Source organism: Burkholderia sp. BDU5, assembly GCF_001522845.1.
GTDB lineage: Bacteria > Pseudomonadota > Gammaproteobacteria > Burkholderiales > Burkholderiaceae > Burkholderia > Burkholderia mayonis.
Map to the genome: position 1 here is coordinate 201,881 of NZ_LOWC01000159.1, position 25,862 is coordinate 227,742.

20 protein-coding genes and 3 pseudogenes are annotated in these 25,862 nt (G+C 64.1%); 8 read left to right on the plus strand and 15 right to left on the minus strand.

Annotation, left to right across the window (positions count from 1 at the left end; all coding sequences use genetic code 11):
• Positions 1-6: 6 nt before the first annotated feature.
• From WS69_RS25995 to WS69_RS26035, 9 genes are all read right to left on the minus strand, one after another.
• A complete protein-coding gene (locus WS69_RS25995) occupies positions 7-798 on the minus strand; it encodes a molybdenum cofactor biosynthesis F family protein (protein WP_059473511.1) in 792 nt (263 codons plus the stop codon).
• A gap of 44 nt (positions 799-842) precedes the next feature.
• Positions 843-1,640: an SDR family NAD(P)-dependent oxidoreductase gene (locus tag WS69_RS26000; protein ID WP_059473512.1), complete on the minus strand. Its 798-nt coding sequence runs from the start codon at positions 1,638-1,640 to the stop codon at positions 843-845.
• Positions 1,641-1,712: 72 nt separating this feature from the next.
• Positions 1,713-3,383: a GMC family oxidoreductase gene (locus WS69_RS26005; protein WP_059473513.1), complete on the minus strand. Its 1,671-nt coding sequence runs from the start codon at positions 3,381-3,383 to the stop codon at positions 1,713-1,715.
• A 545-nt stretch (positions 3,384-3,928) separates the two neighbouring features.
• Positions 3,929-5,152 (minus strand): DUF2087 domain-containing protein, encoded by a 1,224-nt coding sequence (locus WS69_RS26010; protein ID WP_082716484.1) that lies wholly within the window; start codon positions 5,150-5,152, stop codon positions 3,929-3,931.
• Between the two features lie 7 nt (positions 5,153-5,159).
• Positions 5,160-5,855, minus strand: coding sequence for a hypothetical protein (locus WS69_RS35125; protein WP_231747221.1), 696 nt, complete (start codon positions 5,853-5,855; stop codon positions 5,160-5,162).
• A 6-nt stretch (positions 5,856-5,861) separates the two neighbouring features.
• Complete coding sequence (locus WS69_RS26020) at positions 5,862-6,740, minus strand: class I SAM-dependent methyltransferase (protein ID WP_226382790.1); 879 nt, start codon at positions 6,738-6,740, stop codon at positions 5,862-5,864.
• Between the two features lie 2 nt (positions 6,741-6,742).
• A complete protein-coding gene (locus tag WS69_RS26025; RefSeq protein WP_059473517.1) occupies positions 6,743-7,942 on the minus strand; it encodes an MFS transporter in 1,200 nt (399 codons plus the stop codon).
• A complete protein-coding gene (locus tag WS69_RS26030) occupies positions 7,942-9,132 on the minus strand; it encodes a hypothetical protein (RefSeq protein WP_059473518.1) in 1,191 nt (396 codons plus the stop codon). The genes WS69_RS26025 and WS69_RS26030 overlap by 1 nt, the downstream gene beginning before the upstream one ends.
• A 102-nt stretch (positions 9,133-9,234) precedes the next feature.
• Complete coding sequence (locus WS69_RS26035; protein ID WP_059473519.1) at positions 9,235-9,468, minus strand: hypothetical protein; 234 nt, start codon at positions 9,466-9,468, stop codon at positions 9,235-9,237.
• 763 nt (positions 9,469-10,231) lie between these two features.
• On the opposite strand from WS69_RS26035, the gene WS69_RS26040 reads away from it, so the two are divergent.
• Together WS69_RS26040 and WS69_RS26045 are read left to right on the plus strand one after the other, a co-directional pair.
• Positions 10,232-10,573, plus strand: a complete 342-nt coding sequence (locus tag WS69_RS26040) for a PadR family transcriptional regulator (protein WP_059473520.1) — start codon at positions 10,232-10,234, stop codon at positions 10,571-10,573.
• Positions 10,570-11,748, plus strand: coding sequence for a DUF1700 domain-containing protein (locus WS69_RS26045; RefSeq protein ID WP_059473521.1), 1,179 nt, complete (start codon positions 10,570-10,572; stop codon positions 11,746-11,748). Before WS69_RS26040 ends, WS69_RS26045 begins: the two co-directional genes overlap by 4 nt.
• 966 nt (positions 11,749-12,714) lie before the next feature.
• On the opposite strand, the gene WS69_RS26050 is transcribed toward WS69_RS26045, so the two are convergent.
• From WS69_RS26050 to WS69_RS26060, 3 genes are all read right to left on the minus strand, one after another.
• A complete protein-coding gene (locus tag WS69_RS26050; protein WP_059473522.1) occupies positions 12,715-13,704 on the minus strand; it encodes a fatty acid desaturase family protein in 990 nt (329 codons plus the stop codon).
• A 26-nt stretch (positions 13,705-13,730) separates the two neighbouring features.
• Positions 13,731-14,567: a PaaX family transcriptional regulator C-terminal domain-containing protein gene (locus tag WS69_RS26055; RefSeq protein ID WP_059473523.1), complete on the minus strand. Its 837-nt coding sequence runs from the start codon at positions 14,565-14,567 to the stop codon at positions 13,731-13,733.
• A 174-nt stretch (positions 14,568-14,741) separates the two neighbouring features.
• Entirely contained in the window at positions 14,742-15,836 is a 1,095-nt protein-coding gene (locus WS69_RS26060) for a GlxA family transcriptional regulator (RefSeq protein WP_059473524.1), read from the minus strand.
• A 110-nt stretch (positions 15,837-15,946) separates the two neighbouring features.
• Between WS69_RS26060 and WS69_RS26065 the strand changes: the two genes are divergently transcribed.
• From WS69_RS26065 to WS69_RS26080, 4 genes are all read left to right on the plus strand, one after another.
• Positions 15,947-17,083: an acyl-CoA dehydrogenase family protein gene (locus WS69_RS26065; protein ID WP_059473525.1), complete on the plus strand. Its 1,137-nt coding sequence runs from the start codon at positions 15,947-15,949 to the stop codon at positions 17,081-17,083.
• A gap of 359 nt (positions 17,084-17,442) precedes the next feature.
• Complete coding sequence (locus WS69_RS26070; RefSeq protein WP_059473526.1) at positions 17,443-18,648, plus strand: acetyl-CoA C-acetyltransferase; 1,206 nt, start codon at positions 17,443-17,445, stop codon at positions 18,646-18,648.
• A gap of 12 nt (positions 18,649-18,660) precedes the next feature.
• The gene (locus WS69_RS26075) at positions 18,661-20,784 is read left to right on the plus strand and encodes a 3-hydroxyacyl-CoA dehydrogenase NAD-binding domain-containing protein (RefSeq protein WP_059473527.1); all 2,124 of its coding nucleotides are present in this window, start codon (positions 18,661-18,663) and stop codon (positions 20,782-20,784) included.
• 318 nt (positions 20,785-21,102) lie between these two features.
• Positions 21,103-22,236, plus strand: coding sequence for a CaiB/BaiF CoA transferase family protein (locus WS69_RS26080; RefSeq protein ID WP_059473528.1), 1,134 nt, complete (start codon positions 21,103-21,105; stop codon positions 22,234-22,236).
• A 143-nt stretch (positions 22,237-22,379) separates the two neighbouring features.
• On the opposite strand, the pseudogene WS69_RS33805 reads toward WS69_RS26080, so the two are convergent.
• Both WS69_RS33805 and WS69_RS26090 read right to left on the minus strand, forming a co-directional pair.
• Positions 22,380-22,676: pseudogene (locus WS69_RS33805) on the minus strand (sigma factor-like helix-turn-helix DNA-binding protein); the annotation flags it as partial.
• 318 nt (positions 22,677-22,994) lie between these two features.
• Positions 22,995-23,456 (minus strand): hypothetical protein, encoded by a 462-nt coding sequence (locus tag WS69_RS26090; protein ID WP_059473584.1) that lies wholly within the window; start codon positions 23,454-23,456, stop codon positions 22,995-22,997.
• 360 nt (positions 23,457-23,816) lie between these two features.
• Here WS69_RS26090 and WS69_RS26095 point away from each other — a divergent pair.
• Together WS69_RS26095 and WS69_RS26100 are read left to right on the plus strand one after the other, a co-directional pair.
• Positions 23,817-24,886: pseudogene (locus tag WS69_RS26095) on the plus strand (catalase family peroxidase).
• A gap of 3 nt (positions 24,887-24,889) precedes the next feature.
• Positions 24,890-25,234: pseudogene (locus WS69_RS26100) on the plus strand (cytochrome b); the annotation flags it as partial.
• Here WS69_RS26100 and WS69_RS26105 read toward each other — a convergent pair.
• On the minus strand, positions 25,220-25,669 hold the full coding sequence (locus WS69_RS26105) for a helix-turn-helix domain-containing protein (protein WP_231747222.1): 450 nt from the start codon (positions 25,667-25,669) through the stop codon (positions 25,220-25,222). The pseudogene WS69_RS26100 and the gene WS69_RS26105 overlap by 15 nt on opposite strands.
• Between the last annotated feature and the right edge of the window lie 193 nt (positions 25,670-25,862).

Consider the following 25,862-nt stretch of genomic DNA (forward strand, 5'->3'; position numbering starts at 1 on the left):
TATTTCTCAGACAGGTTGCGCATCGTCCGGATAGACGGTCTGCGACAGCTTGCGGATGAACGAGCCGGCCGGATGGTTCGCGATCGCACCGTCGCCCGTTTCGCCGAGGAACTTGCCCGTCGAGCGGCCGGCCGCGAAGTTGAAGACGAACACCGACGCGACCGGAATCAGGAATTCGCGGAACGTGAATACATAGAGGTCGTCGGCGAACTTGTAGGTCGTCGCGAGATCGACGTCGCCATGGCCGCGCTGCTCGCCGACGAGGCATTGCCAGCAGTAGCGCGTCGAGCTTAGGTACGTGTGCTCGTACGTGTGGTGCGGGCTGTAGACGTTCAGCGTGCGCGTGCCGATCAGGTCGCGCGTCTCGGCGGGCTCGGCGGCGGATGCGCCCGCGTCGGCTTCGTCGCCCGCGAGCGTGCCGACCAGGAAATCCTGCGCGACGCGCGGCGCGGCGCCCGCCTCCTCGCGGCTGCGGATGCGCGACAGGATGCCGAGCACGCGCCGCGTCGCGGTATCGAACACGAGCGTCAGCGCTTCGGCCGGCCGGCTCTTGAACGTGACGTCGACGAAGAACGTGTTGGGCGCGACTTCGATCGCTTCGTACCAGTCGGTGTCGCTCGCGTCGCCGCGGCGCCATGCGAGCGTATGACCGTCGACGAAATTCGCGGCGAGCACACCGTTCGGCAGCTCGAACGTCAACGTGCGACCGGCGAGCGCTTGCGTCGCGGGCAGCCGGTTCGTGTCGATGCCGGCCGCGAAGTCTTCGTAGTTTTTCCAGTCCTGCGGTTTGTCGTTCATCGGAAAGGTCCTCGGAAAGACGTGTTTTTCGAGTGGTCGCGCGCTTAGCGCGCGAATTCGATCGTCGGCAGATCGACGGCCGATGCGCCGCCGTCGACCAGGAGCGACGTGCCCGTGATCATCGACGCATACGGCGAAGCCAGATACAGCACCGTGTCGGCGACTTCGTCGGGCTCTGCCGGGCGGCCGAGCGGCACGTCGCGCGTGACGAGCTTGTAGGCGTCCTCGCGCGTCGCGAGCCCGTGCGCATCGCGCAGCGCATCCATTTGCTCGTCGGCCATTGCGGTGCGCACCCAGCCGGGACACACGGCGTTCACGCGCACGCCGACGCGGCCGTAGTCGCGTGCGAGCGAGCGCGTAAGTCCGATCAGCGCATGCTTCGTCGTCACATAGCCGACGACGTTCGGGCCTGCGAAATGCCCGGCGAGCGACGACAGGATCACGATGTTGCCGCGCCGCTCGATCAGCTCGGGCAGCAGCTCGCGCGCGCAGACGAATGCGGTGTCGAGATTCACGCGCGTCGATTGCGCCCACGACGCGTCGTCGGTGTCGAGCGCGCTGCCGACGCCGTGGCCGCCCGCGTTCGCGACGAGCACATCGACGCGTCCGAACGCCGCGCGCGCTTCGGCGAGCGCGCGCTGCACGTCGCGCGCGTCGGCCGCGTCGCCCGCGACGGCGATCGCGGCGCCGCCGAGCGGCTTCGCCACCGCTTCGAGCAACTCGCGGCGGCGGCCGAGCAGCACCGCCTTGCCGCCCGCTTCGATGAACTTGCGTGCGACGGCGGCGCCGATGCCGGTGCCGCCGCCCGTGATCAACGCAACCTTGTCGTTGAACGTATGCATTGCTGAGGTTTCCTTGAATTGATCGTGAATACGTGAATACGTGATGACGTAACGCTTGCGAACGTGTGACGTTCAGGGCGTGTCGTCCGCATGCAGCGGCGCGGCTAGCCGCACGCTCGCCGTCGCGCGCGCATTCGACGCGCCGGCCGGCGACAGCATGAATTCCGCGCAGCGTTCGGCGATCATGATCGTCGGCGCGTTCGTATTGCCGGACACGAGCGACGGCATCACCGACGCATCGCAGATCCGCAGTCCGCTGACGCCGCGCACGCGCAGCCGCGAATCGACGACCGAAGCGGGATCGCCGCCCATCCGGCACGTGCCCGACGGGTGATAGACGGTCTTCGCGTGCGAGCGCACGTACGCGTCGAGATCGACGCGGCCGCCGTCGGTCGGCAGTATCTCGCCTGAGATCACCTTCGACATCGACGGCATCCGCATGATCTCGCGTGCGAGCAAGAGGCCGCGCACGAGCGTCGCGAAATCGTCCGGATGACTGAGGAAATTGCCGTCGAACAGGATCGGCGCGTGCGGATCGGCGCTGCGCAATCGCACCGTGCCGCGCGACTTCGGCCTCAGGAAGCACGGATTGACCGAGATTCCGTGTCCGGCGAGCGGCTCGCGGCCGACGTCGCCGACGAGCACGGGCAGCACGTGGAACTGCACGTCGGGACGGCCGCCGTTCGCGGTGTCGACGAAGCCGCCGCTTTCGACGACGTTCGACGTGAGGAGCCCCGTATGAAACATCGTGTACTGAATGCCGTGACGCAGCGCATTGAGCCCGCGATCCTGGCCGGCGAGGCTGATCGGTTCGCGCGCGCGCCCGTACAGCGACACTTCGAGATGGTCCTGGAAGTTGAGCCCGACCTCGGGCGAATCGTGCACGACCGGAATGCCGTGCTGCAGCAGTTGATCCGCCGGGCCGACGCCCGACAGCATCAGCAGCTTCGGGCTCGCGAGCGCGCCCGCGGTGAGCACGATCTCGGCGCGCGCGCGAACGAGCCGTTCTTCGCCGTCGCGCGCCTGATAACGCACGCCGACCGCGGCGCCGTTCTCGAACACGATGCGCGTGACGAACGCGTCGGTCTCGATCGTCAGCAGCGGATCGCGCTTGACTGCGGCGAGATACGTCGCGGCCGTGCTGCCGCGGCGGCCTTCGAACGTCGTCGTCTGATAGAAACCGACGCCCGCCTGCGACGCCCCGTTGAAGTCGTCGTTGTACGGCAGCCCAAATTCCTGCGCGCCCTTGATGAACGCCTGGCTCAGCGGATGGCGAAAGCGCGTGTCGCTCACGTGAAGCGGCCCGTCGACGCCATGCAGCGGCCCCGCGAGCCGCTGGTTGTGCTCGGCGCGCCGAAAGAACGGCAGCACGTCGTTCCAGCCCCAGCCGTCGCAGCCGGCGTCGCGCCAGCCGTCGTAATCGGCGGACGTGCCGCGGATGTAGACCATCGCGTTCACCGAGCTGCCGCCGCCGAGCGTGCGGCCCTGCGGCACGTGCATTCGGCGGCCGGCCGCATGCGTTTGCGGTTCCGTCTCGTAGACCCAGGTCCGCTTCGTGCCGATCACGCGCACGAAGGTCGCGGGCGTGCGGACGAAAAACGAATTGTCGGGCGGGCCGGCTTCGAGCAGCAGCACGCGATGCCCGGCCTTGACGAGCCGGTGCGTGACGACGCAGCCGGCCGAGCCGCCGCCGATCACGATGTAGTCGAATTCCGTCGAGCCGTTATGGTTTGCCGCCGACATGTGTCGCTTCTCGCTTGGTCGAATGGATGGACAGGCTGCCACTATCGGCTAAATCGCCCGACGCGTGCGCTGTGTGCGCTGTCGATCAATTCAAACTGCGTTCTGAGCGGAAGACGCTGGCGACGCGCGCATTGCGCGGCCTTGCGCACACATCGCAGGCGCGGTCCGTCCCTTTTGGGGTTCTACGCCGGAACCCCAGAAATTTCCATCAATTCCCTCTACGAGTGCGTCCAGGTCGATTTTGTTGTTGCTTTGCCTTGATCGGCCTGAATGCAAAGCTATCGAGCCTCAAAGTCCGGTAGGCCAATGCTGCTGCGCTTCTTGCTCGTGATGCCCGAGCCTGCGCATTCTGCAGGACGCGCTCGGCATTGAACTGGCGAAGGCGCTGGTGTCAGCGGGCGTCGTTATAGAGCCAATTCGGGGGCGGCGTAATCGGGCCACCTGAGGGGGCGCAATGAGGCATGGCCGGAAATCCAGTCCCAGTGCGACTCGCAAACCGATTTGGGTAACTCAAAAAACTAGCAATCAGTTGAATGCCGTCCGGCTTATTGCGATAGAACTCGTCGATATACGTTATCTTGACGTTGCAGCACACCGCGATCGACCAGATATCGCCTCAGCCGGGCGTAATCTGTTGTGAACAACTGACAGATTTTGGATATCTCCGATTCGGTGTATTGGGTATCCGGGGCGAAAGCCGTCGCGATCTTTTCGATGGCGAGATCCGTTTCCAGCTGTCTATCGCTCAAATCGTCAGCGCTACGATGCTGTCGATCGGCAATCTCTTTCCACACGGTGTCGACATCCGAAAATCCACTGTCATCTCGCTGAATAAGGCCGATGCTCAGCAACCGGGTCACGATTTTGCTGACAGCCTTCGTATCGATGCCGACTTTCTCCACGATATCGGCAATGCGATCGGCACCGAGGGCGATCGCAGCATAAACGGAGCGTGTTTCGCGCGACGTCATCGCGGCAATAATGGCGTCTTTGCGAAGACGCTGGCTCAACGCCTCCTCGCCAATCGGCAAATAGCTGCTGCGAATTGGAATTTCCCCCAACTCGACAAGCTCTGACTGCAGCGTCTGAGAACGGAGCACGCGTTCATTTTGTTGACGCTTCCGGACGATACCCAACCCACTCTGGCGGTATTTGTGCAACTCCGGCAGTGTTATCAGCTCGAATGAATCGTCCAGCCTGCGAAACAGCTCTTCCCAGATCGGCGTTCTGACTCTGCGAACGCGTTGTGCGCCCTCCATGCTGACGGTGGTCAACATGGTTGGCTCGTGCAGGCACAGGTATCCACCAGGCGCGATGTGTTCCCAAAGCGCTGCGACGAAGCGAACATCGTCGGCCGGCGTGCCCGCATCGATCCACGCGATGTCTATCGCTCCCCATGAAGCGATGGTGGCGTCGTCGAGTGCGTAGAAGTTGCTTTTGACGAACGTAACGAGGCTCCTGTCGACATCGTGATTCTTCAATGCATCCCATGCTTCTTCGGCCGAGGAACCTTCGGCCGTGAAGTCGTCAATGGTGATCAGCCTGGGTTGATAGATATCGGGAATTCCAGTCGGATCCAGAAGTGCGCTGCGCTCCTGCCATGTCGAGGCATCCAGTAAATCCTTGTCGTGTTGCCAATCCTGCCGCGTCTGCTGGAGCGCCTTCGCGATGAAAATCGTGCTGTCGCCGGCACCTATCTCGACCACCGTTGCGGGGCGGGTCATGCGGATAAGCGCCGAGATCAGGCTGGCGCTGTTCTCGGTACCCATTCCGGGTCTAATCATGTGCACGGGCGTTCCCTCCAGAAATCAATCGCATCACGCCTGCTTCCACAAAGTGGACGATGTTCGGGTGCAGTGATTTCGGTATCTCGTTCAAAAGCTTGTCCAGGGAGAAGATACCTTGAGAAGCTTCGCTCAATCGAATTGTTCGACCATTAAGCTGGTTGATGGCTACGCGTCCGATCCCGGGGGCGTCGGCAACGATGCAGGTGGGTTCGATCATATAGCGGACCGGAGGAGATGCCGGGAACTCCTGGTCAGTCTCGATGAACCCATGTCGATATAGTGCGACCAATAGCGTGGCCGCTTCATGCACCACGCCATTGATTTCCATACTCGGCAACGCGCCCACTGTTGTCCCTTCCGCGAGCGCCTGAACGTCTTCATGGCGAAACCCTCCAAACGCCTGCGCACTTGCAACCACGACAAGCGATGATCGAATCCCCCGTGCACCGACAAGCCGAGACGTATTGCGAGTAATGCGCACTGACTTGGACCATCTGACCGAGCGGTCTGGAGCCAGGAATTCAGGACAGGTTGCGAGCGGGTTTCGCAATTCCGGTGGCATTGACTTGCTGAGCGTGTAGCTGCCATTTCTGTCAGCCTGGTCGCCCTGGAGATATTCGGCGAGCTGCCAGGCATATCCCCCCGTACCCTGATAAAAGTTTGGTCGAATCGGATCTGTTCTCATGGTGGCTCAAGTCGATTTCAGTATGACAATTGCCGTTGCCATGCCCACGGCGGTCCCGTCTTGCACTTCGGATGCGATCACTTTTTCGACCGTGAGGCCGCTGGCCTCCGCGATGGGGACGAGCGTCGACGGCGTCCACATCCGGTCTCGAAGATCGCATACGACTCCTTCGATATTCCCGTTTTCATTCCGTCCCGATTGCGCAAAGACCGATCGATGCATGATCAGCTTGTCGCTGTCGTATTTGTAGGCCCACCAGATGAGCGCGGCTTCCCCGTTGCTCCGCCGAAATGGCACCACTGTGCATCGTTTGTCCATGAACGAAAGACGCTCGGGTGTTCCGTCACCGAAGACGGCGACCATGATCCTCGATCCGGAGTCGCGCAACTGTGCCTTCGCGCTACGCAACAGCACTTCGAGCTTATCGTCGTCCAGAATGAAATTGACGGTCGCATCGCCAAACGTAACGACGTCGAAGCGTCGTTGTGTGATCGGCGTCGGCAGATCAAATATGTCGCCCTGGAGCGCATGAACGTGGCTGTGATTGATGGACGCATTGAAGCGATCGATGGCGACCGGGGAGATGTCGATGCCAAAGCTCTCCTTCAGCGAGAATTTTTCGGCGAGGTGTAGGAGCAGCCGACCATCGCCGCAGCCTAGATCGAGAATATTGTATCCATCCCGGACAATGGATTCCGCGGCGGAAAAATCCCATGTCGCACGGACTGTCGTCAATTCATACTCGTCGAATAACGGCTCGTCGAAATAGTAATGGCTGACTCTGAGATCCGCTATGCCCGATGTCACGATGCGATCCAAAGGGGCTTGCAGCTTGATTGATTTCGTATCGTTTGGCTTCGATCCGAAGCGCCCTATACCATCCATCACTAAGCTCCTTTTGTAACCATGCTTGGTCGGTTTTTGACATTCAACGCGAAGCCGCATGCGCCGATGATCGCCGTTGCGACTCCAACAGCCACGAGTGCCATGCTCACGTGTGCCGTACTGATCATGCCGGCGCTCAGGAAGCCGAGAAATACGGAAGTCTGGATGCAAAATATATAGGCCGGCATTAGGTTGACACGCCGCTGCGGATCAATCGCCTTCATCATGAAACTTGCCGTGAGCGCGTTCTGGATGCCGTTTGCCGATCCGATCAGAAACGCGGCGCACATGATGATCCATGCCGCGTCGCTCAATGCGAGCCATAAAATGCCGAAGCCGATAATACTGGCGGCAATCGAGGCACCGGCGGCATCGCCGAATCTCGCCAACATCCCGGAAAAAACCACGGGACCGACGATCAGCCCCACACTCAACGCGCTGATAACGAATCCGTAGATCTCGGCACTGAACTGCAGCTCGGTGCGAATTCGAAATATCAACAGCACATTGAGCGTGGATGTCAGCACGACCGTCATCAACAACGGGGCTACCGCACGGATCACGCCGGCTGTGCGAAAGAGATCGGGCAGGTCGAGTCGTCCCTTCTGCTTTTCTTGCGTGGGCGCCTGATCCGATTTTTGACTGAAAGAATCCAGCACCTTGAAACATAGTGCGGTGACAGGCGCGGCGACCAACACCAACAGTGCCAGCAGCAACAGCCCCCGCGAACGCTGGGCCATGCCGTACAGCAGCCCGCCGAGAGCCGGGCCGCCCACGTAACCCATGTTCCGCACCGATTGCGTAATCCGGTTTACGCGATCGATGTGCCGCTCGTTGTTTGTGTAGCTTGGAATGGCGACCATGATTGCCGCCCACTGAAGGGACCCGGTGGATCCGAGCGCCATTGACACGATGACGTAGCTCCAGAATTGATTGGCCAAGGACGCGGCCGCGATCAGAAGCGCCTGAAGGAGAAATACCGCGGGAATCGTTTTGCTAGGCCCGATCCGCCGGAGGATCATGGGTGCGATCGGGCCGGAAAGAATGCCTCCGATGAGACCGGCGGCGAGCAATATCGATACCGAGGAAGTGTTGTCGGCCAGTCTCAGGGCAAAGGTCACTTGCGCCGCTTCATCGGCGAAGCTGCCAAACGACAGGGAGATACAAATAAAAACGAGCGCCCATCGACCTCCGATGCCCATCAAAGCGCTCCCCACCGCGCCAGCGATGCGGCAACACTCAGGAGATCATCGTTAAACAGCCTATCTTTCCCGCTCGATAAATCCAAAATGTTCACTTGCTGGCCGGCGGACAGGCGATTCAGAAAGTCATGCAATGCGTGGCTGTATCTGAAGCTGCCGCAGTGGCCGTTGGCCGCGACCAGAACCTCCCCCTCCTGCAATATTGGCATCCACTGCAGGGTGCTGACGGCGTTGAGGGCGATGACATCGTCCAGTTCTTCGACTTCGACGATTGGACGGCCGACATTCAGGCGGCTGCTGGTATCCGAGATGAGTTGAGAAATCATCATTCGTCTTTTCAGAGACGCGCTGTCAAGTAAGGCCTTCAGGGATGAAAGCAGAAGCTCATCATCGGGGTTCAGGCTCGCGATGCCCGAGGAGCGCACATCATGGCGGGTACGATTGGGTGCCTGTAGCAGACTCTTCACGTAGTGCGCGTTTTGCTGAGAATCGTTGCCGGTTTCCCAAAAAGCGATATTCACGTTTACTGAAACGTCGGATTTTGTTTCGGCAACGTGAAGCCAGTCCTCGGGGAAATAGGTTACTCGATTCGTTTTGTTCTCAAGCGGAATGCCTTCGGACTTGAATGATTCATAGTCTGGAAATCGCACGCCAACGAGATCCGAGCGGGTTCCGGGCCAGGTAAACATCGTTTTCCCATCGCGCAAGGTGAACCCGAAATTATGCGCATGATCCACATGGATTCCGATATAGGTGGACGAATATCGCCCGATAAAGCAATCAATATCGACGCGGCCGCCAGGCCGATAGCCTATTGACAAGGCGAGTTGGTCAGAAAAAGCTTTTGCGACATCCCAGATGATGGGGCTTGCCGCATGCAGCCCATAGTACATGACCGTCCATTCGTCGTCGCCGGCAAGACACCCAATTCTCGATACATAATCCTCGAGCGTGTTATCGGTGGGAAGCACAAGGAAATCAGGGCGCGGCTCCGACGTGCGCTTTCCGTTGAAAGCGGTTATGACTTCCGACTGAGCGTTGCGCGATCGAATGTCGTTCGCACACACCGCATATTCCTTGAGTGCACTCAGCACATCTCTATCATTGAATGGGATCCGCGATATGGCCAGCTCCGTCGCTTGCTTACCCCATAATTCTTTCACAAATTGCGGCGACAACAATGCGACCATATTCGACTCTCCGTTCACAGAGAAACATGGATAAGTGAGCAAGAGGCCAAGGCCCCTTGCTCAAGGGGCGGATTCAGCAATGCATGAGCATTACCGCGCCGTTCAGACAGCCTCGGCGACAGCCATTACTTCTTCATCGTTACGCTGCGCATACTTGACATTGGCCACAACCGGCTCTACCTCGACATCATTACGCTGTGCGTATTTCACGTTGGCTACAACCGGCGCTACCTCGGCGTCATTACGCTGTGCGTATTTGACGTTGGCTACGATCGGCTCGATCTCGCCAGCGGTCAATTCATGAATTCTCGTTATGTTTTCCAAGGAAATCGTCATATTGATGCTCCTTTTTAACGAAACTGAATTTAGGGCGGATAACGCGTGCTTCCTCGTTTTTCCATTAAGAGGTTACACGCAGCGTAACATTGCATCAGATGTAATTAGCATGTCAAGTATTTGTAATGATATTAAATTAGTCGATGCACCGAGGGATGCACTGCATAAATTGCTTCCCCCGGCGTCGCGGCTCATTGAAATCAATGCTTTACGCAAACCTCACTAAGAAATTTCCGATTTATGTGGAGGTTCCTTTGGGGGCTCGAGATTCGGACGTTTCCGTACTACAAGAGCTTCCCTGTTGAGTCGCCACATGGGTCGGATGCAAATACATTACTCGCTGTATCGCGTAAGACAGTGGCCAAAGACCCGCGGTTTGCCGGCCAGTGCGGCTCCAGAATTGCACCCTACTCGGCGGCCTTGCCGTTATCGAAGAAGCGGTACGCCACCATCGTCTTGTCCCAGCCCGACACGCCTGAGGCACGCCAGCCGTCGGCTTGGCCACCAATCGTTCCGTCAATGTCCTCGCTCGCTTGTTCAGGCGCGCTTCACCAGGAGCGAGGCCGGCAAATTTGGGGTTCCGGCGTTGAACCTGCTTTGGGTGTCACATCGCGCGTTGTGATATCCATCGTACATAAAACAGTACCTTGCATTGGACGATACCGGCTGCTATAGTCCGCCCATGTTCGCAGCGGCCCGCACGACAGACCGCTGCAGAACATAACACGGTACTTTGCAACGCACACTACGCCGGCAGAACGGAATGAAGACCCAGTTGAAGAAAGGCACGCTCGACATGTGCGTGCTCGCCATGCTGGCGCGGCGAGACAGCTACGCGTACGAGCTCGTGTCGACCCTCGCCGAAACGATGGAGATCAGTGAAGGCACGATCTATCCGCTGATGCGGCGCTTGCAGGCCGAAGCGTGGGTCACGACCTACCTCGTCGAATCGACGTCGGGGCCGCCGCGCAAGTACTACTCGATCACCGACGCCGGGCGCGCGAGCCTGCGGCAGATGGAGGACGAGTGGCGAAGTTTCGTCGATGAAGTCAACGGCGTGCTGGCGCTGCACGGCACGCCGGCGCACGGAGAGGAACGGCTATGAAGCAGGACGCATTCATCCAGCGGTTGCGGCAGGAACTCGGCAGCCTGCCGAAGCGGGAAATCGACGAGATCGTCGCCGACTACCGCGAATACATCGGCGACGCGCTCGCCGCCGGGCGCGCGGAGGAAGACGTGATTGCCGCGCTCGGCGATCCGGCGAAGCTCGCGCGCGAGCTGAAGGCGCAGGCGAACTTCCGGCAATGGGAAGAGCGGCGCTCGTTCGGCAATCTGATGCGCGTCGTCGGCTCGATCGCCGGACTCGGGCTGCTGCACGTGATCCTGCTCGTGCCGTTCCTGCTGTACATGCTCGTGCTGACGACGGGCTATGTGTTCTTCGGCGCGCTGATGGTGGCGGGGCTCGTCACGCTCGTCGCGTTCGGCAGCCATTACGTGTTCGGCACGTCTGTGCCGGGCGTGCTGCCGTTCGGCGGCGGCGCGGGGCAGGTCGACGTCGCGGGCGCCGTGGCCGGCAAGGGCGCGCCGGGCGGCAAGCAGGCGCAAGGCGGCAAGAGCGTGAAGGATGCGGAAAGCGCGAGCGCCGCGGCCGCCGGCGCGCTGATCGACGCGAAGGAACTGCGCGTCGACGGCGAGCGCTACGTGCTCGACCTGCACGATGGCAGCCGCGTGTCGATCGTCACGCGCAAGGGCGTGATCGACGCGCACAAGCAGGACGGCAAGCTGTCGATCGACGCGATGGGCGACGGCGCGCGCGAGCTGCTCACGACGGGCAAGGACGGCACGCTCAGCATCGCGCGCGCCGACGTGATCGCACTCGATCTGAAGAGCGCGAGCGGCGATCAGATGACGGTCGCGAACACGGGCGCGTCGGCGCCGGGGCTGAACGTTCCCGGCATCGCGGGCGGCAACGTGCAGATGACGCCGGACGGCCACGGCGGCATGCATCTGTCGGTGACGAACGGCGAGAACTCGGTGTCGATCGTCGGCGGGCGGATTACCGTCGACAACGGCAAGCAGCACGTCAGCGTCGCCGCGCCGACAGGCTTCGCGCTCGGCGGCATCGCGTTCGGCTACGGGCTCGCGATGCTGCCGATCGGGATCGTCGGGCTGCTCGTGTGCATCTGGCTGACGCGGGTCACGTGGCGCGCGCTCGTGCGGTACGTGCGGCGACGCATCGATGCAGTGTCGGCGAAGCTCGAGCGAGAGCGGGTGGGGTGAGGTCGAAAGACTCGGGCTGTGGCGAAGGGCGTTCGATTCGGACGCCTTTTTTGTTTTGCGGGCGACGCAGCGCTTCGAGGCGTCGGAGGCTGTGAGGAAGTGCGGCATGCCGGCGTGCTTGCCGGCTGTGCTGCGGCGGAGCGTTCGAGGGGCTCGGGTGGCGGTCAGAACTTCGCACGGCTCTTCTGCGGCTGGGCGTCTTCTTCAATGCGACGAGACATGCAAGCCACAGTCTGTGTTTTTGTATTTTATTTGTATACAAACGTAGTAATAGTCAATAAAGGCTATGGTTTTCTGTGGACAAGCACCAAGATTCGTTTCGAATCAAGGATGTATCGACCGGGCAACCCTTTGCACAGGTAATGAATTGTCGGGGGCTGCGAGGAACAACTTTGGGGTGCACAGCTCATTCCGTGGATTACCCCCAGATTGTCCACTGGGTGTGGGCAAGTGCCTGTGCCACACAAATAGATCAGCCGTCGAACCATTCGAGGGTTCGATGGCTGGTTTCGAGTCATCGCGAGATGCGCCCGTTGCGCGGCAGTTCGACCGTCACGCGCCCCATCGGATAGCTTGACAGCGCGTGGACGGTCGCATCGGCGACGAAGTGCCGGGCATCGAAATCGTTATTTGAAGCGCTGATGGATTTTGTTATTCATCGTGACGCGTCGTTTTTTCGGCGCGCGAACGATATGTCGATCTTTAATGTATGGCTGTCGACAATTGCAATACGTAGATTCCGAACAACATATTGAAAAAAGGTGAAACAGTTGATGGGAGCGGCATTGCACGTCGCGGAATCGCCGCATTATTCGGGCCGCAAATGACTATCCTGGTAAATAAGGCGGGCTCGATCGTCGTCGAATCGGGCCAAAGTGCGGCACGGGCGCGAAGTTCGCGCGGCGGATGCGCATCTCGAACGGCGGCGCCCGGCGATCGGCTCGATGCCGATGCCCGCAGCCGTGCTCAAGCCGCCGGCGGTTTCCCGCTGACGGCCTTCAGCACCTGCCAATACGACGGCGGCCGCGCGACGCAGCCGCGCTCGCGCAGCATCCGGTGCATCTTCGGCAGCCGGAAGTACGGCACCGACGCCATCAGGTGATGCTCGACATGATAGTTCACGCGAATCGGCGCGACGGTCGCGCGCGCGAGCCAGCCGGCGTGCGTCGTGCGCGTGTTGCGCAGCGGATCGTCGCTCGCTTCGAGGCACGCGTGCTCGGCCATCGAGCGGATGCGGATGAAAAGCGGAAACGGCGTCACGTACGCGAGCACCCACGCGCCATACAGCCACGGATGACCGCTCGCCCACAGCACGCCGAACAGGATGGCGTTCGTGATCAGCATGCCGGCCGCGGTGCGGAAGAATGCGAGCGGATAATCCCACCAGCGCCGGCCCGTCTGCGGCAGGCGCTCGATATCGTTCGTCAGCGACCATTTCAGCACGCCCGCGTCCATCAGCGCGCGGCCGATCAGGAACTTGACGCCCGTCACGCCGGAAACGTCGCGCAGGAACTTGCGCGCGAGCGACGCGCGCGTCGTCGGCAGGCCCGCCACGAGCGACAGATCCGGATCGGCGCTCGACGACGTCGTCGCGTGGTGAGTCAGGTGATACGGGCGGTACTTGTGCAGCTCGTTCCAGATCGGGCGCGCGCACAGCCAGTCGACGAGCACGTCGTTCGCCCAGCGCGTGCGAAACAGCGTACCGTGCGCGGCGTCGTGCTGGAGGATGCCGAGACAGAGCTGGCGTCCGGCGAGAATCGTCATGCCGACCGCGAGCGCCAGCGCGAAGCCCCAAGGCGAGAAATGCGCGCGCGCATAGGCGAGGCCCGCGAACGCGAGCGCGATCACCGCCCACGTCGAGCCGACCGCCCATGCGCCGCGCCAGTTCGAGCGCGCGGTCAGCGAGCGGATCTCGTCGCGGGTGAAGAGATCGCGGATGCGGATTCTTTCTATCATGTCGATGTCTCCTCCGGCGTGTCCCGCTAGTGCAATCGACTGACGGCGGCGGCGCCCGGCGCGGCTGCCGCGGCCGGGCGCTCGCTGTCGAACAACGCGCGCCAGACTCGGTGGCCCACGCCGACGTAGCGCCGCGCGCATTCGATGAACGCGGCGCGCGCGGCCGCATCGACGAACGGCTCGGGCAGCAGCGGATCGAACACGACCTGCCGGATCGCCTTGCCGCCGAGCAGGAACGCCTCGCGCGCGGCGACATCGAGATCGAGCTCCGGTGCGCGCGCGAGCCAGTCTTCGAGCTGCGCGCCGAGCGTGCGGTACGCGTTCGACAGCGCTTCGCCGTCCCACAGCGCGCGGATGCGCGCTTCCTGGGCAGCGTCGAAGCCCATCGCGACGAACACGGCCGCCGCCGGCTCGACGCCGAGCTTCGTCAGCCGCCGGCGCACGGTATCGACGTTGCCTTCGACGTTGTCAGGGCGCACGTACAGGCTCTTGTCCCATTCGCGGAAGCCGAGCATCTCGAGCGCGCGCTCGCGGCGCGCGAGGGCGGTGCGGTCGACGCGGCCGAGCGAAATGCACGACACCATCAGATACGCGCCGCTCCAGCGGCGCAGCCGCGTCTCGACGGTGCGCCACGCGGTCAGCTCCTCCGACAGCTCGACGGCCGACGGCCCGAGCCGGTAGCTGCCGCGCTCCGCGCCCTCAACGAGCGATTCGGCCGCGAGCCGCGCGAGCGCAACGCGCACGCTGTTTTCGGTGAGGCCGAACAGCCGGCACGCGATGATCGCTTCGCGCACCTGAAGCGGCTCGCCGTCCTTCGCGACCAGCAAATCGAGGATCAGATGTTTCGCGGTGGGTTGCGTCATGGGGAGCGTCTCACGGCTGAAAAACGAAAGGTGATTACATCGGATTTATTTATATTGCTTTTTTTGTAATATTTCAATCCGGTCGAGTAGTGGATGGCGGGCGATGAAAGCGGTTGGGCCGATGGTCACGACGCCACCCGTCCCTCAACGTCGACTGCCCGTCGCCCGCCGGCATCAAACGGAATCCGCCCCGCCGCCCGAGGCCGTCCCCGCACCGCCCGCCGCGTTTCCATCCGCCGCGTCCCGCCGGACATCCGGCCGCGCATCCGGCCGATGTCGATGCCGATTCCGATACTGAATCGGGCTGCATCCTTGCCCCGCGAGAAACGCATGGCTCAACGCGCTCGCGCTCGCGAAGCCGCATTCGTCGGCGATGTGATCGAGCGTCATCCGGCTCGTGCGCAGCAGGAACGCGGCGAGCTCGACGCGCAGCACGGCGACGTAGCGCCGCAACGTGAGCCCCGTGGCGGCGGCGAAGCGGCGCGACAGCGTGCGCTCGCTCATCGCCGCGCGCGCGGCGAGCTCGGCGAGTGTCGGCGGATGCGCGAGCGCGCGCTCGACGATGTCCTGGATCGCGAGCACCGGCCCGTCGCCGTGCCGCTTGTACTGCGCGGCCCACACGGCCATGTGCTCGTACGACGGCAGCGCCTGCGTGAGCGCGACCTTGAGCAACTGCTGCGACACACCCGCGCCGAAGCAGTAGTCGATTACGTAGGCGCACGCGTCGACGGCCGGATTGATCCCGCTCACCGTGATGAGCCGCCCGTCGACGACGAGCGGCTTCGACGGCGTGTAGCGCACCGCCGGAAAATGCCGCGCGAACAGCGTGCGCTCGCTCGGCAGCCCGGTCGCGCCGCGGCCGTCGAGGAGCCCGGCCTTCGCGAGGAGCGGCGCGGCGTTGAGCCCGACGACGAGCGCGCCCGCCGCGTAGCGCCGGCGCAGCCAGTCGATAAAGACGCGCTCGGCCGCGTCGATCTGCTCGTCGGGCATGAACTGCGCGGGGACGATCACGACTTCGTGCGCATCGGCGTCGCGAAGCGCGGCCGTCGCCGGCACGTCGATTCCGCCGATCGTCTGCACCGGCCGTCCGTCGTGCGACAGGATCGCGATGTCGAACAGCCGGCTGTTCACGACGTCGAGGCTGCGCGCCTTCATCGTGCCGGCGAGCAGCAGCATTTCCTGCGTGAGGAACACGTAGCCGCCCAGGAGCCGCGGCGGCAGAAGGATCGCGACCCCCGGTCGGCCGGCGCCGCGTGGCTGCTTTTTCATATCAAGAAAATGGCGTTTTGGATCAACGCAGATTGTCCCGGACTTGCTCAAATACCGCAAACAGCAGGTTGCCGACGCCGGCCGCCATGCGATCACTCACTGGAGACGCCATGATTCCCCGCACCATCTTCGACGAAGAGCACGAGCAGTTCCGCGAGTCCGTCCGCCGTTTCATCGAGTCCGAAGTGATGCCGCACCACGAGCGCTGGGAAGACCAGGGCTACGTGGACCGCGACGTGTGGCGCAAGGCCGGCGAGGCCGGCTACCACTGCGCGAGCATGCCCGAGGCGTACGGCGGTGCGGGCGCCGACATCCGCTACAGCGTCGTGCTGTTCGAGGAAATCGCGCGCGCGGGCGCGTCGGGGCTCGGCTTCGGGCTGCATTCGGAGATCGTCGCGCCGTACATCCTCCATTACGGCAGCGACGCGCTCAAGGCGCGCTACCTGCCGAAGCTCGCGAGCGCGGAGATGATCGGCGCGATCGCGATGACCGAGCCGGGCGCGGGCTCCGACCTGCAAGGCGTGCGGACCACCGCCGTGCGCGACGGCGACCACTACGTGCTCAACGGCTCGAAGATCTTCATCACGAACGGCTGGCACGCGGATGTCGTGATCGTCGTCGCGCGCACGACGCCCGAAGGCGGCTCGAAGGGCACGAGCCTGTTCGTCGTCGATACGGAGATGGCGGGCTTCAGCAAGGGCAAGCGGCTGAAGAAGGTCGGCATGAAGGCGCAGGATACGTCCGAGCTGTTCTTCGACGGCGTGCGCGTGCCCGCCGGGAACCTGCTCGGCGAAGAAAATCGCGGCTTCGTCTATCTGATGCAGGAGCTGCCGTGGGAGCGGCTGCAGATCGCGATCAGCGCGATTGCGTCGGCCGAGGCGGCGCTCGCGTGGACGCTCGACTACACGCGCGACCGCCGCGCGTTCGGCCGCGCGGTGATCGACTTCCAGACAAGCCGTCATGCGCTCGCCGAGCTGAAGAGCGAGATCCAGGTCGGCCGCGTGTTCGTCGACAAGTGCATCGAGCTGCAGCTCGCGGGCAAGCTCGACGCGGCCACCGCGTCGATGGCGAAGTACTGGACGACCGAGCTGCAGTTCAAGGTGATCGACCGCTGCGTGCAACTGCACGGCGGCTATGGCTACATGTGGGAGTACCCGATCGCGCGCGCGTGGGCCGATTCCCGCGTGCAGCAGATCTACGGCGGCACGAACGAAATCATGAAGGAGCTGATCGCGCGCACGCTGTGACGGCGCGGCCGTGACGCGCCGGCTCACGGCCCGGCGCGGCCGCGCGTCACGGTTCGATCGGCGATCGGCGCTTCGTCACGTTGCTCGACACGAGCGTATCGGGTGGGCGGTCGACGCCGGTTCGGCGCGGTGCGCGAATCGGCCCGCCGATCGGTCCGTGGCTGGTTCGCCGACGGGGCTGCCGATGGGGTCGTCGACGAGGCCGCTGGCCGGCGACCGGCCGAACGTCCCGACGGAAGAGCGCCGACGAGCAAGACCCGACCAGCAAGACCCGACAAGCACGCCCCGGCCGGCAGTGCGACCCGGCCGACTCGACCGCCGTCCCAGCCGGCTGTCCCCATCGACCCAAGGAACGATCCATGGAAGCCTACATCTTCGACGCCGTGCGCACGCCGCGCGGCAAAGGCAAGAAGGACGGCAGCCTGCACGGCGTCACGCCGCTGCGGCTTGCCGAAACCGCGCTGCGAGCGATCCGCGACCGCAACGACCTCGACACGCGTCTCGTCGACGACGTGGTGCTCGGCTGCGTCGAGCCCGTCGGCGAGCAGGGCGCGTGCATCGGCCGCGTTGCGGTGCTCGCGGCCGGCTACGCGGAGAGCGCCGCGGGCGTGCAGATCAACCGATTCTGCGCGTCGGGCCTCGAAGCGTGCAACATGGCCGCCGCGCAGGTGATGTCCGGCCAGTCGGACATGGCGATCGGCGGCGGCGTCGAAAGCATGTCGCGCGTGCCGATGGGCTCGAGCGGCGGCGCATGGCCGGTCGATCCGGCGATCGCGATTCCGAGCTACTTCGTGCCGCAGGGCGTGTCGGCCGATACGATCGCGACGAAGTGGGGCTACAGCCGCACCGACGTCGACGCGTACGCGGTCGAGAGCCACCGGCGCGCGCACGCGGCGACGCAGGCCGGCCGGTTCGCGCGTTCGATCGTGCCGGTGCGCGACGCGAACGGCCTCACGATCCTCGATCGCGACGAGACGATCCGCCCGCAGACGACGCTCGACACGCTCGCGACGCTCAAGCCGTCGTTCGCCGAGCTGGGCGAGATGTACGGCTTCGACGCGGTGATCCGCCAGCGCTATCCGGAGCTCGAACGGATCGAGCACGTGCATCACGCGGGCAACAGTTCGGGGATCGTCGACGGCGCGGCGGCCGTGCTGATCGGCACGCTGGAAGCAGGCAAGCGCGCGGGCCTCACGCCGCGCGCGCGGATTCGCTCGTTCGCGAGCATCGGCTCGGAGCCTTCGATCATGCTGACGGGGCCGAGCTACGCGGCCGAGAAGGCGCTGAAGCGCGCCGGCATGCGCGCGGCCGACATCGATCTCTACGAGCTGAACGAAGCGTTCGCGTCGGTCGTGCTGCGCTTCATCGACGTGATGTCGATTTCGCACGACCGGATCAACGTGAACGGCGGCGCGATCGCGATGGGCCATCCGCTCGGCGCGACGGGCGCGATGATTCTCGGCACGCTGCTCGACGAGCTCGAGCGGCGCGGCGCGGCCACGGGCCTCGCGACGCTGTGCGTCGGCGCCGGCATGGGCACGGCGACCATCATCGAACGGATTTGACGGGGGACCACCATGATCGATTACACGCTCGATGACGACGGCATCGCGACCCTCACCTGGAACCTGCCGGACCGCAGCCAGAACGTGCTGAACGGCGCAAGCTGCGAGGCGTTCTTCGCGGCGGCGGCGCGCGCGCTTCAGGATGCGGCGGCGAAGGGGATTCTCGTCACGTCGGCGAAGCCCGACTTCATCGCGGGCGGCGACCTCGAATGGCTGCAGGCGAGCAGCGACGCCGCGACGCTCTTCGAGCGCACGTGCGAATTGCACCGCGCGCTGCGCGCGCTCGAAACGGGCGGCAAGCCGGTTGCGATCGCGATGCCGGGCTCGGCGCTCGGCGGCGGATTGGAGATCGCGCTCGCGGGCCATTATCGCGTCGCGGCCGACAACCCGAAGGCGCGCTTCGGGCTGCCCGAAGTGACGCTTGGCCTGCTGCCGGGCGGCGGCGGCACGCAGCGCCTGCCGCGGCTGATCGGCATTCAGGCGTCGTTGCCGCTCCTGCTCGAAGGCAAGCGGCTGAAGGCGGCCGACGCGCTGAAAGCGGGCATCGTGCACGCGGTCGTGCCGGCGGGCGAAGAGACCGTCGCCGCGCGCGCGTGGCTGCTCGACGCGAGCCGCCGCACCGCGACGCAGCCGTGGGACGCGAAGGGCTTCAAGATTCCGGGCGGCGCGGTGACGCACCCGGCCGTCCAGCAGGTGTTCATGGCGGCGAACGCGCTCGCGCGGCAGAAGACGTACGGCAACTATCCGGCCGTCGCGAGCATCCTGTCGTGCGTGTACGAAGGGCTGCTGACGGATCTCGACACGGGCCTGAAGACGGAAGCGCGCTACTTCGTGAAGGCGGTGCTGTCGCCGGAAGCGAAGGCGATGATCCGCACGCTGTTCTTCGGGATGAACGAAGCGAACAAGCTCGCCGCGCGGCCGGCGGGCGTGCCGACGCAGCGCTACCGGAAGATCGGCGTGCTCGGCGCGGGGATGATGGGCGCGGGCATCGCGTACGTGAGCGCGAAGGCGGGGCTCGACGTGGTGCTGATCGATACGAGCGACGAAGCGGCCGCGCGCGGCAAGGACTATTCGCGCAAGCTCGTCGACAAGCAGGTCCAGCGCGGCCGGCTCGCGCAGGAGAAGGCCGACGCGCTCCTCGCGAAGATCACGGCGACGACCGACTTCGCGCGCCTCGACGGCGCGGAGCTCGTGATCGAAGCGGTGTTCGAGGATCGCACGATCAAGGCCGACGTCACGCGCAGGAGCGAAGCGGTGCTCGCGCCGGACGCGCTCTTCGCGTCGAACACGTCGACGCTGCCGATCTCGGGGTTGGCGCAGGCGAGCGCGCGGCCGGCGAACTTCATCGGCCTGCACTTCTTCTCGCCCGTCGACAAGATGCCGCTCGTCGAAGTGATCGTCGGGCGCGAAACGAGCCAGGAGACGCTTGCGCGCGCGCTCGATTACGTGAAGGCGATCGGCATGACGCCGATCGTCGTCAACGATTCGCGCGGCTTCTACACGAGCCGCGTGTTCTCGACGTACGTGCTCGAAGGGCTCGCGATGCTCGCCGAGGGCGTTGCGCCGGCGCTGATCGAGAGCGCCGGGCTGCTCGCCGGCATGCCGGTCGGGCCGCTCGCGCTGACCGACGAAGTGTCGAGCGAACTGATCCACAAGATCACGAAGCAAACGCGCGCGGATCTCGGCGATGCGTACGTCGCGCGGCCCGGCGAGGAAGCGGCCGCACGGATGGTCGAGCTCGGGCGGCTCGGCCGGAAAGCGGGGCAAGGCTATTACGACTATCCTGCGAGTGGCGGCAAGAAGGCGCTGTGGCCGGGGCTCGCGGACGAGTTCCCGGTCGCGGCCGAGCAGCCGGACGTGAAGACGCTGATCGACCGGCTGGTGACGGTGCAGGCGGTCGAGACCGCGCGCTGCGTCGAAGAGCGCGTGCTCACGACGGCCCGCGACGCGGACGTCGGCGCGATCCTCGGCTGGGGTTTTCCGGCGTTCCGCGGCGGCCCGATTTCGCATATTCACGGCATTGGGGTGGACGCGTTCGTCGCGACGTGCGATCGTCTCGCGGCGCAACACGGTGCGCGCTTCGCCGCGCCGGAGTTGCTGCGCAAGATGGCTGCCGAGCGACAAACCTTCTACTGAACGGGCTTTGCGCACCAAGAAGAAGCCGACCTCCATGCCGACACCGCAGACTTTCATATCCGCCCGAACTCCGCTCGGGCGGATCGACCGTCGGCTTCATCCCTCGGGGTGAGACCTGAATCATGAACAACTACTGAGCCGGACGTTTCGGTGCGCGCGGTGCGCCGGGCGTCGTACGGCGAGCGGAATTGCGTCGCATACCGCGTGATGTGCGACGTGTGAGGTTGCGTCGCGTCGCCGAACCACGGTCGGCGCGACCGACGCATCGCGATGCGACGCCATATCACGCCGAAAATATCGAACCTCACGGGAGCGGGCATGGGCCCTTTGCACGGAATCCGAATCGTCGAAATCGCCGGACTGGGCCCGGCGCCGTTCTGCGGAATGCTGCTCGCCGACATGGGCGCCGACGTGATCCTCGTCGAGCGCACGGCCGGCCGCGACGGCGATCCGCTCGACCTGGGCCGTCGCGCGATCTTCAATCGCGGCAAGCGCTCGCTCGCGCTCGATCTCAAGCAGCCCGCGGCGGTCGATGCGGTGCTGCGGCTCGCCGAGACTGCCGACGCGCTGATCGAAGGCATGCGCCCCGGCGTGATGGAGCGGCTCGGCCTCGGGCCCGGCGCATGCTTCGCGCGCAATCCGAAGCTCGTGTACGGACGGATGACGGGCTGGGGCCAGGACGGGCCGCTCGCCGATGCGGCGGGACACGACATCAACTACATCGGCCTGTCCGGCGCGTTGTGGTACGCGGGGCAGCCGGGCGACGCGCCGCTCGCGCCGCCGACGCTCATCGGCGATCTCGGCGGCGGTGCGCTGTATCTCGCGATGGGCGTGCTCGCGGGCCTCCTGGAGGCGCGCTCGCGCGGGACGGGGCAGGTCGTCGACGCGGCGATCGTAGACGGCAGCGCGAATCTGATGAACCTGCTGTTGTCGATCCATGCGGCGGGTTTTCAGCCGATGGAGCGCGGCAAGGGCTTGCTCGACGGTCCGCACTGGTACGGCAGCTATCGCTGCGCGTGCGGCGGCTATGTGAGCGTCGGCGCGCTCGAGCCGCAGTTCTACGCGCTGCTTCTCGACAAGCTTGATCTGACCGGCGACGACGAGTTCCGGAATCAATACGATGCGAGCCGCTGGCCGCGGCTGCGCGAGCGGCTCGCGGCGGTTTTCGCGAGCCGGCCGCGCGCGCATTGGATCGCGCTGATGGAAGGCACCGACGTGTGTTTCGCGCCGGTGCTGAGCCCGGCCGAAGCGAAATCGCATCCGCATCTCGCGGCGCGCGGCGTCTACGCGGAGCGCGACGGCGTGCTGCAGGCCGCGCCTGCGCCGCGGTTTTCCGGTTCGCCGAACGCGCAGCCCGGCGCGGTGCCGCGGCGCGGCGCGGACGGCGCCGCGATCTTGCGCGAAGCGGGATTCGGGCAAGACGAGATCGCGGCGCTCGTCGCGAAGGCGTGAGCGGCCGCGCGCATGGTATTCGTCGATCGGCATGCGGTACGCGGGTGACGCGCGCCCGCATGCACGTTCGCACGGCATGCATTCGATCGTCGTCGTCTCGCGTGATTTCGCCTGCGCAGCGTCGCCTCAGCCGGCAGCCGAGGCTATCGTTCTGATTCGCTCGTCAGCCGCCGCATGACCGCCGCGACGAGACGATCGCAATCGCCGCCGCCGAATTCAAGCACGTCGCGCTCGGCCAGATCGACTTCGCGGGCGAGCGCCTTGCGCAGCAGGTTCTTCGCGCGGAAATGACGGCTGCGCACCGTCGCCTCGGGAATGCCGAGGCAGCTCGCGGTTTCGTCGACGCTCAGTTCCTCGACCGAACGCAGCACGAACACGATCCGAAACGCGTACGGCAACTGATCGAGTTTCTGTTCGAGCAAGCCGCGCAATTCGGCGCGCGTCGCGCCTGATACGACGGAACGGGATCGTGTGCGCTCATCGCATCGATTTTGGATTCGGTATTCATATCGATTATCGGGACGATGCGTTGGCGGCACGCCATCCTCTCGTGATGATCTTCATACGGTTCCTCCCAAATGATGGACAGGCGGCGCGCGGAAACGAAACCGGATGCGGCGATCGCTTCCGCGTACCGTGAGGACATGGATGTCACGTGCGCTCGTCACGTTCCGGCGCGGGAACCGCGATCGGTGCGCTCCGCGGGACGATGCCCGCGGCGGGAGATTGCATACGCGCTGTTTCGTTCGTTTGGCGCGCTAGTGCCGCAGCATTCCACCGGATCCGCTCATGCCGTGGCCGTGCGACGTCCCGTGATGAAAGCCGCTGCCCATCGGCGGGCCGATGTGGCTTGGCGTCATTGGATGAAAATGATGGAACCGATGGAAGTGGTGGAAGCGGTCGACGAAGATGAAGGTCGTGTCCGCGCCGACGAAGAACGGCGTGCCCCAGTACCACGGATCGGGATACGGGTACGCGGCGACGGGATACCACAGCACGCTGCCGTCCTCGTTCTGGACGAGCTGCCATGTTCCGTCGCTTTGCCGGCACGCGCGTCCGACGACCTGCTGCATCGCGCCGTCGATTTCCGCCTGCCCGGTGACTGCCAGGCAATCGGACGTGTCGATCGGCGCGGTCGAGCCGTCATAGGTTTGCGCGCATGCGGACGCGGAAAGGCCTGCGCAAATCAGCGCAGTTCCGCAACGGATCAGCTTGTTCATGATAGGGCTCTGAATGGACACCCCGGAATGTCGACGCGCGGCGTGTCGGCCGGCGTCGTCCAGCCTGTCGTTATCGATGTTTGCGAGCGCGTTTCGCGACGCGTCGCTCCGCGCAAGGAGATACTGCAAGTAAACGAATCGGCGTGCCGGTCTATTCCACGCTTGCGGGCAAGCGCACCCCCGGTGAGCGTTCGGCAGCGTGCGGGCGGACGAGTCGATCGCGTCGATTCCGCGATCTCGAGGCCGACGGCGCGGCGCGTGCCTCACGCGATGCGCGAAAAAAATCTTCATGGAATAAACCGTGCGACGGTCCGTCATACGCGCGTTCGACACAGGACCTCATGGTCGGGAGCGTACACGATGGAACACCCTTCAACACCGCCGGCCGCGCCGGCGCGCGGCCGGCGGTGGGCGCTGATCGGCCGCGCGGTGGCTGCGTCACGGCATCGTTCGGCTACGTCGGCGGCTGGCTCGCGCCGCATCGGCTGACGCCGCATCGGCTCGTCGACGCATTGCAGCGCAACGGCGGCCTGTATCCGGTCTGCCGGCGCAATCACGCGAAAGGCGTATGCGTGACGGGCTATTTCGAAGGCAGCGGTGCAACGAGTGCTTACTCGACCGCGCCCTTTTTTGCGGCGGCGCGCACGCCGGTGGTCGGACGTTTCGCGCTGCCGGGCGGCAATCCGTACGCGCCGGACAATAGCGTGCCGATCCGCAGCCTCGCGCTGCGCCTGACCGCGCCCGACGGCGAGCAATGGCGCACGGGGATGAATGGCATGCCGGTGTTTCCGGTGGCGACGACGCGCGCATTTTACGAGCAGACGGTCGCGGGGCGGCCCGATCCGAAGACGGGCAAGCCCGATCCGGCGAAGCTCGAGGCGTTCTTCGACGCGCATCCGGTGATGGCCGCGTTCCGTGCGTGGGCGAAGACGGCGAGGCCGAGCGCGAGCTACGTCACCGAGACGTATTACAGTCTGAACGCGTTCTGTCTCGTCAATGCGGCGGTGCGGCGGCAGGCGGTGCGGTGGCGCGTCGCGCCGGAACGGACGGCCGGCGCGGGCGATGTTGCGAAGGCCGGCGATCCGAACGTGCTGCAAGAGGATCTGACGCGGCGCATGGCGTTGGGGTCGCAGCGCTGGCATTTGCTGATCACGCTCGCGGAGCCGGGCGATCCGCTCGACGACGCGACGCGCGCGTGGCCCGCGAATCGCACGACGATCGATGCGGGCACGATCGTGCTCGACCGCGTGGAGTCGCAGGGCAGCGGACCGTGCCGCGACGTCAATTACGACCAGACGATCCTGCCCGACGGCATCCTGGCGTCGGGCGACCCGCTGCTCGCCGCGCGCTCGGTGGCGTATGCGGATTCGTATCTGCGCCGCACGAGCGAAGAGGCGGGCATTCCTGGCGCTGCGCGTTCGTTCATATAAACGATGATGAAGACCACGTTCAGTTCCCTCGCGCGGCTGCTGCATTGGCTGATGACGGCGATGATCGTTTCGAAGTTTTTTATCGGCGCGGGGATGGTCGCGTCGGTGTCGGAGCGGCATGCGGTGTTGATTGCGATTCATAAGCCGCTTGGGGTGGCGGTGCTGGTGTTGGCTTGCGTGCGGGTTGTGGTGCGGTTGAGCTCGCGGCCGCCGGCGCTGCCTTCGGATATGCCGGGGTGGCAGAAATTTGCTGCGCATGGGTCGCATCTCGCGTTGTATGCGCTGATGATCGCGATGCCGGTGGTTGGGTGGCAGCCCATGCGGCCCGCGCTATTACTGGTTACCCTTCCCTGATGCTGTTATATCGATCGACGCAATTTTCTCGTTCGCCGAGATAGCTGGTTTGCACGCCGATATCCGATGCTTGAGAAGCATTGCTTCAAGGACCGATTTGACGACGTTTTTTTCCTGATCCGTCAAGATGCGTAGTCCATCGAACAGCAAGCGAAAATCTTCATCTGACCCATATTCGTCCTCGTCAAACAGCAACGCGTCGGCGCTAACAGACAGCGCGACGGCGAGCCGCTTGACCACGTCAACGGCTGGGCGGCTCGCTCCCGCTTCGTAGCGGTTGACTTGTACCAAGTGGACGTTGGCACGATCGGCGAGTTGTTGCTGGGTTAAACCTCTCTGCTTGCGCAGCATGGCGAGGCGGTCCGAGAAATCCATGGCGAAGAAAGTGGAATTCGAGAAATGAACACTGTTGATTTTTTCCGGAAGCACATAATCAGTTTATCGATTCTGTGATCGCCCAAACGGGATTCGACGAAGGATTAGCCAAAGGGCATACGAAATTTCTACGCGGTGGCGCTTCGTTTGCGATGGAATGGCACAGAGTTCGAGCTAGGGTCGAGGTACGCGAAACTCGCTATCTTTGACTAGTGGATCAGCTAAACTTCACACCTGCTGGACCAAT

Coding starts and splice junctions, on each gene's coding strand:
- WS69_RS25995 (WP_059473511.1), bottom strand. CDS start 798: ATGAACGACAAACCGCAGGACTGGAAAAACTACGAAGACTTCGCGGCC.
- WS69_RS26000 (WP_059473512.1), bottom strand. CDS start 1,640: ATGCATACGTTCAACGACAAGGTTGCGTTGATCACGGGCGGCGGCACC.
- WS69_RS26005 (WP_059473513.1), bottom strand. CDS start 3,383: ATGTCGGCGGCAAACCATAACGGCTCGACGGAATTCGACTACATCGTG.
- WS69_RS26010 (WP_082716484.1), bottom strand. CDS start 5,152: ATGGGTACCGAGAACAGCGCCAGCCTGATCTCGGCGCTTATCCGCATG.
- WS69_RS35125 (WP_231747221.1), bottom strand. CDS start 5,855: ATGAGAACAGATCCGATTCGACCAAACTTTTATCAGGGTACGGGGGGA.
- WS69_RS26020 (WP_226382790.1), bottom strand. CDS start 6,740: ATGGATGGTATAGGGCGCTTCGGATCGAAGCCAAACGATACGAAATCA.
- WS69_RS26025 (WP_059473517.1), bottom strand. CDS start 7,942: ATGGGCATCGGAGGTCGATGGGCGCTCGTTTTTATTTGTATCTCCCTG.
- WS69_RS26030 (WP_059473518.1), bottom strand. CDS start 9,132: ATGGTCGCATTGTTGTCGCCGCAATTTGTGAAAGAATTATGGGGTAAG.
- WS69_RS26035 (WP_059473519.1), bottom strand. CDS start 9,468: ATGACGATTTCCTTGGAAAACATAACGAGAATTCATGAATTGACCGCT.
- WS69_RS26040 (WP_059473520.1), top strand. CDS start 10,232: ATGAAGACCCAGTTGAAGAAAGGCACGCTCGACATGTGCGTGCTCGCC.
- WS69_RS26045 (WP_059473521.1), top strand. CDS start 10,570: ATGAAGCAGGACGCATTCATCCAGCGGTTGCGGCAGGAACTCGGCAGC.
- WS69_RS26050 (WP_059473522.1), bottom strand. CDS start 13,704: ATGATAGAAAGAATCCGCATCCGCGATCTCTTCACCCGCGACGAGATC.
- WS69_RS26055 (WP_059473523.1), bottom strand. CDS start 14,567: ATGACGCAACCCACCGCGAAACATCTGATCCTCGATTTGCTGGTCGCG.
- WS69_RS26060 (WP_059473524.1), bottom strand. CDS start 15,836: ATGAAAAAGCAGCCACGCGGCGCCGGCCGACCGGGGGTCGCGATCCTT.
- WS69_RS26065 (WP_059473525.1), top strand. CDS start 15,947: ATGATTCCCCGCACCATCTTCGACGAAGAGCACGAGCAGTTCCGCGAG.
- WS69_RS26070 (WP_059473526.1), top strand. CDS start 17,443: ATGGAAGCCTACATCTTCGACGCCGTGCGCACGCCGCGCGGCAAAGGC.
- WS69_RS26075 (WP_059473527.1), top strand. CDS start 18,661: ATGATCGATTACACGCTCGATGACGACGGCATCGCGACCCTCACCTGG.
- WS69_RS26080 (WP_059473528.1), top strand. CDS start 21,103: ATGGGCCCTTTGCACGGAATCCGAATCGTCGAAATCGCCGGACTGGGC.
- WS69_RS26090 (WP_059473584.1), bottom strand. CDS start 23,456: ATGAACAAGCTGATCCGTTGCGGAACTGCGCTGATTTGCGCAGGCCTT.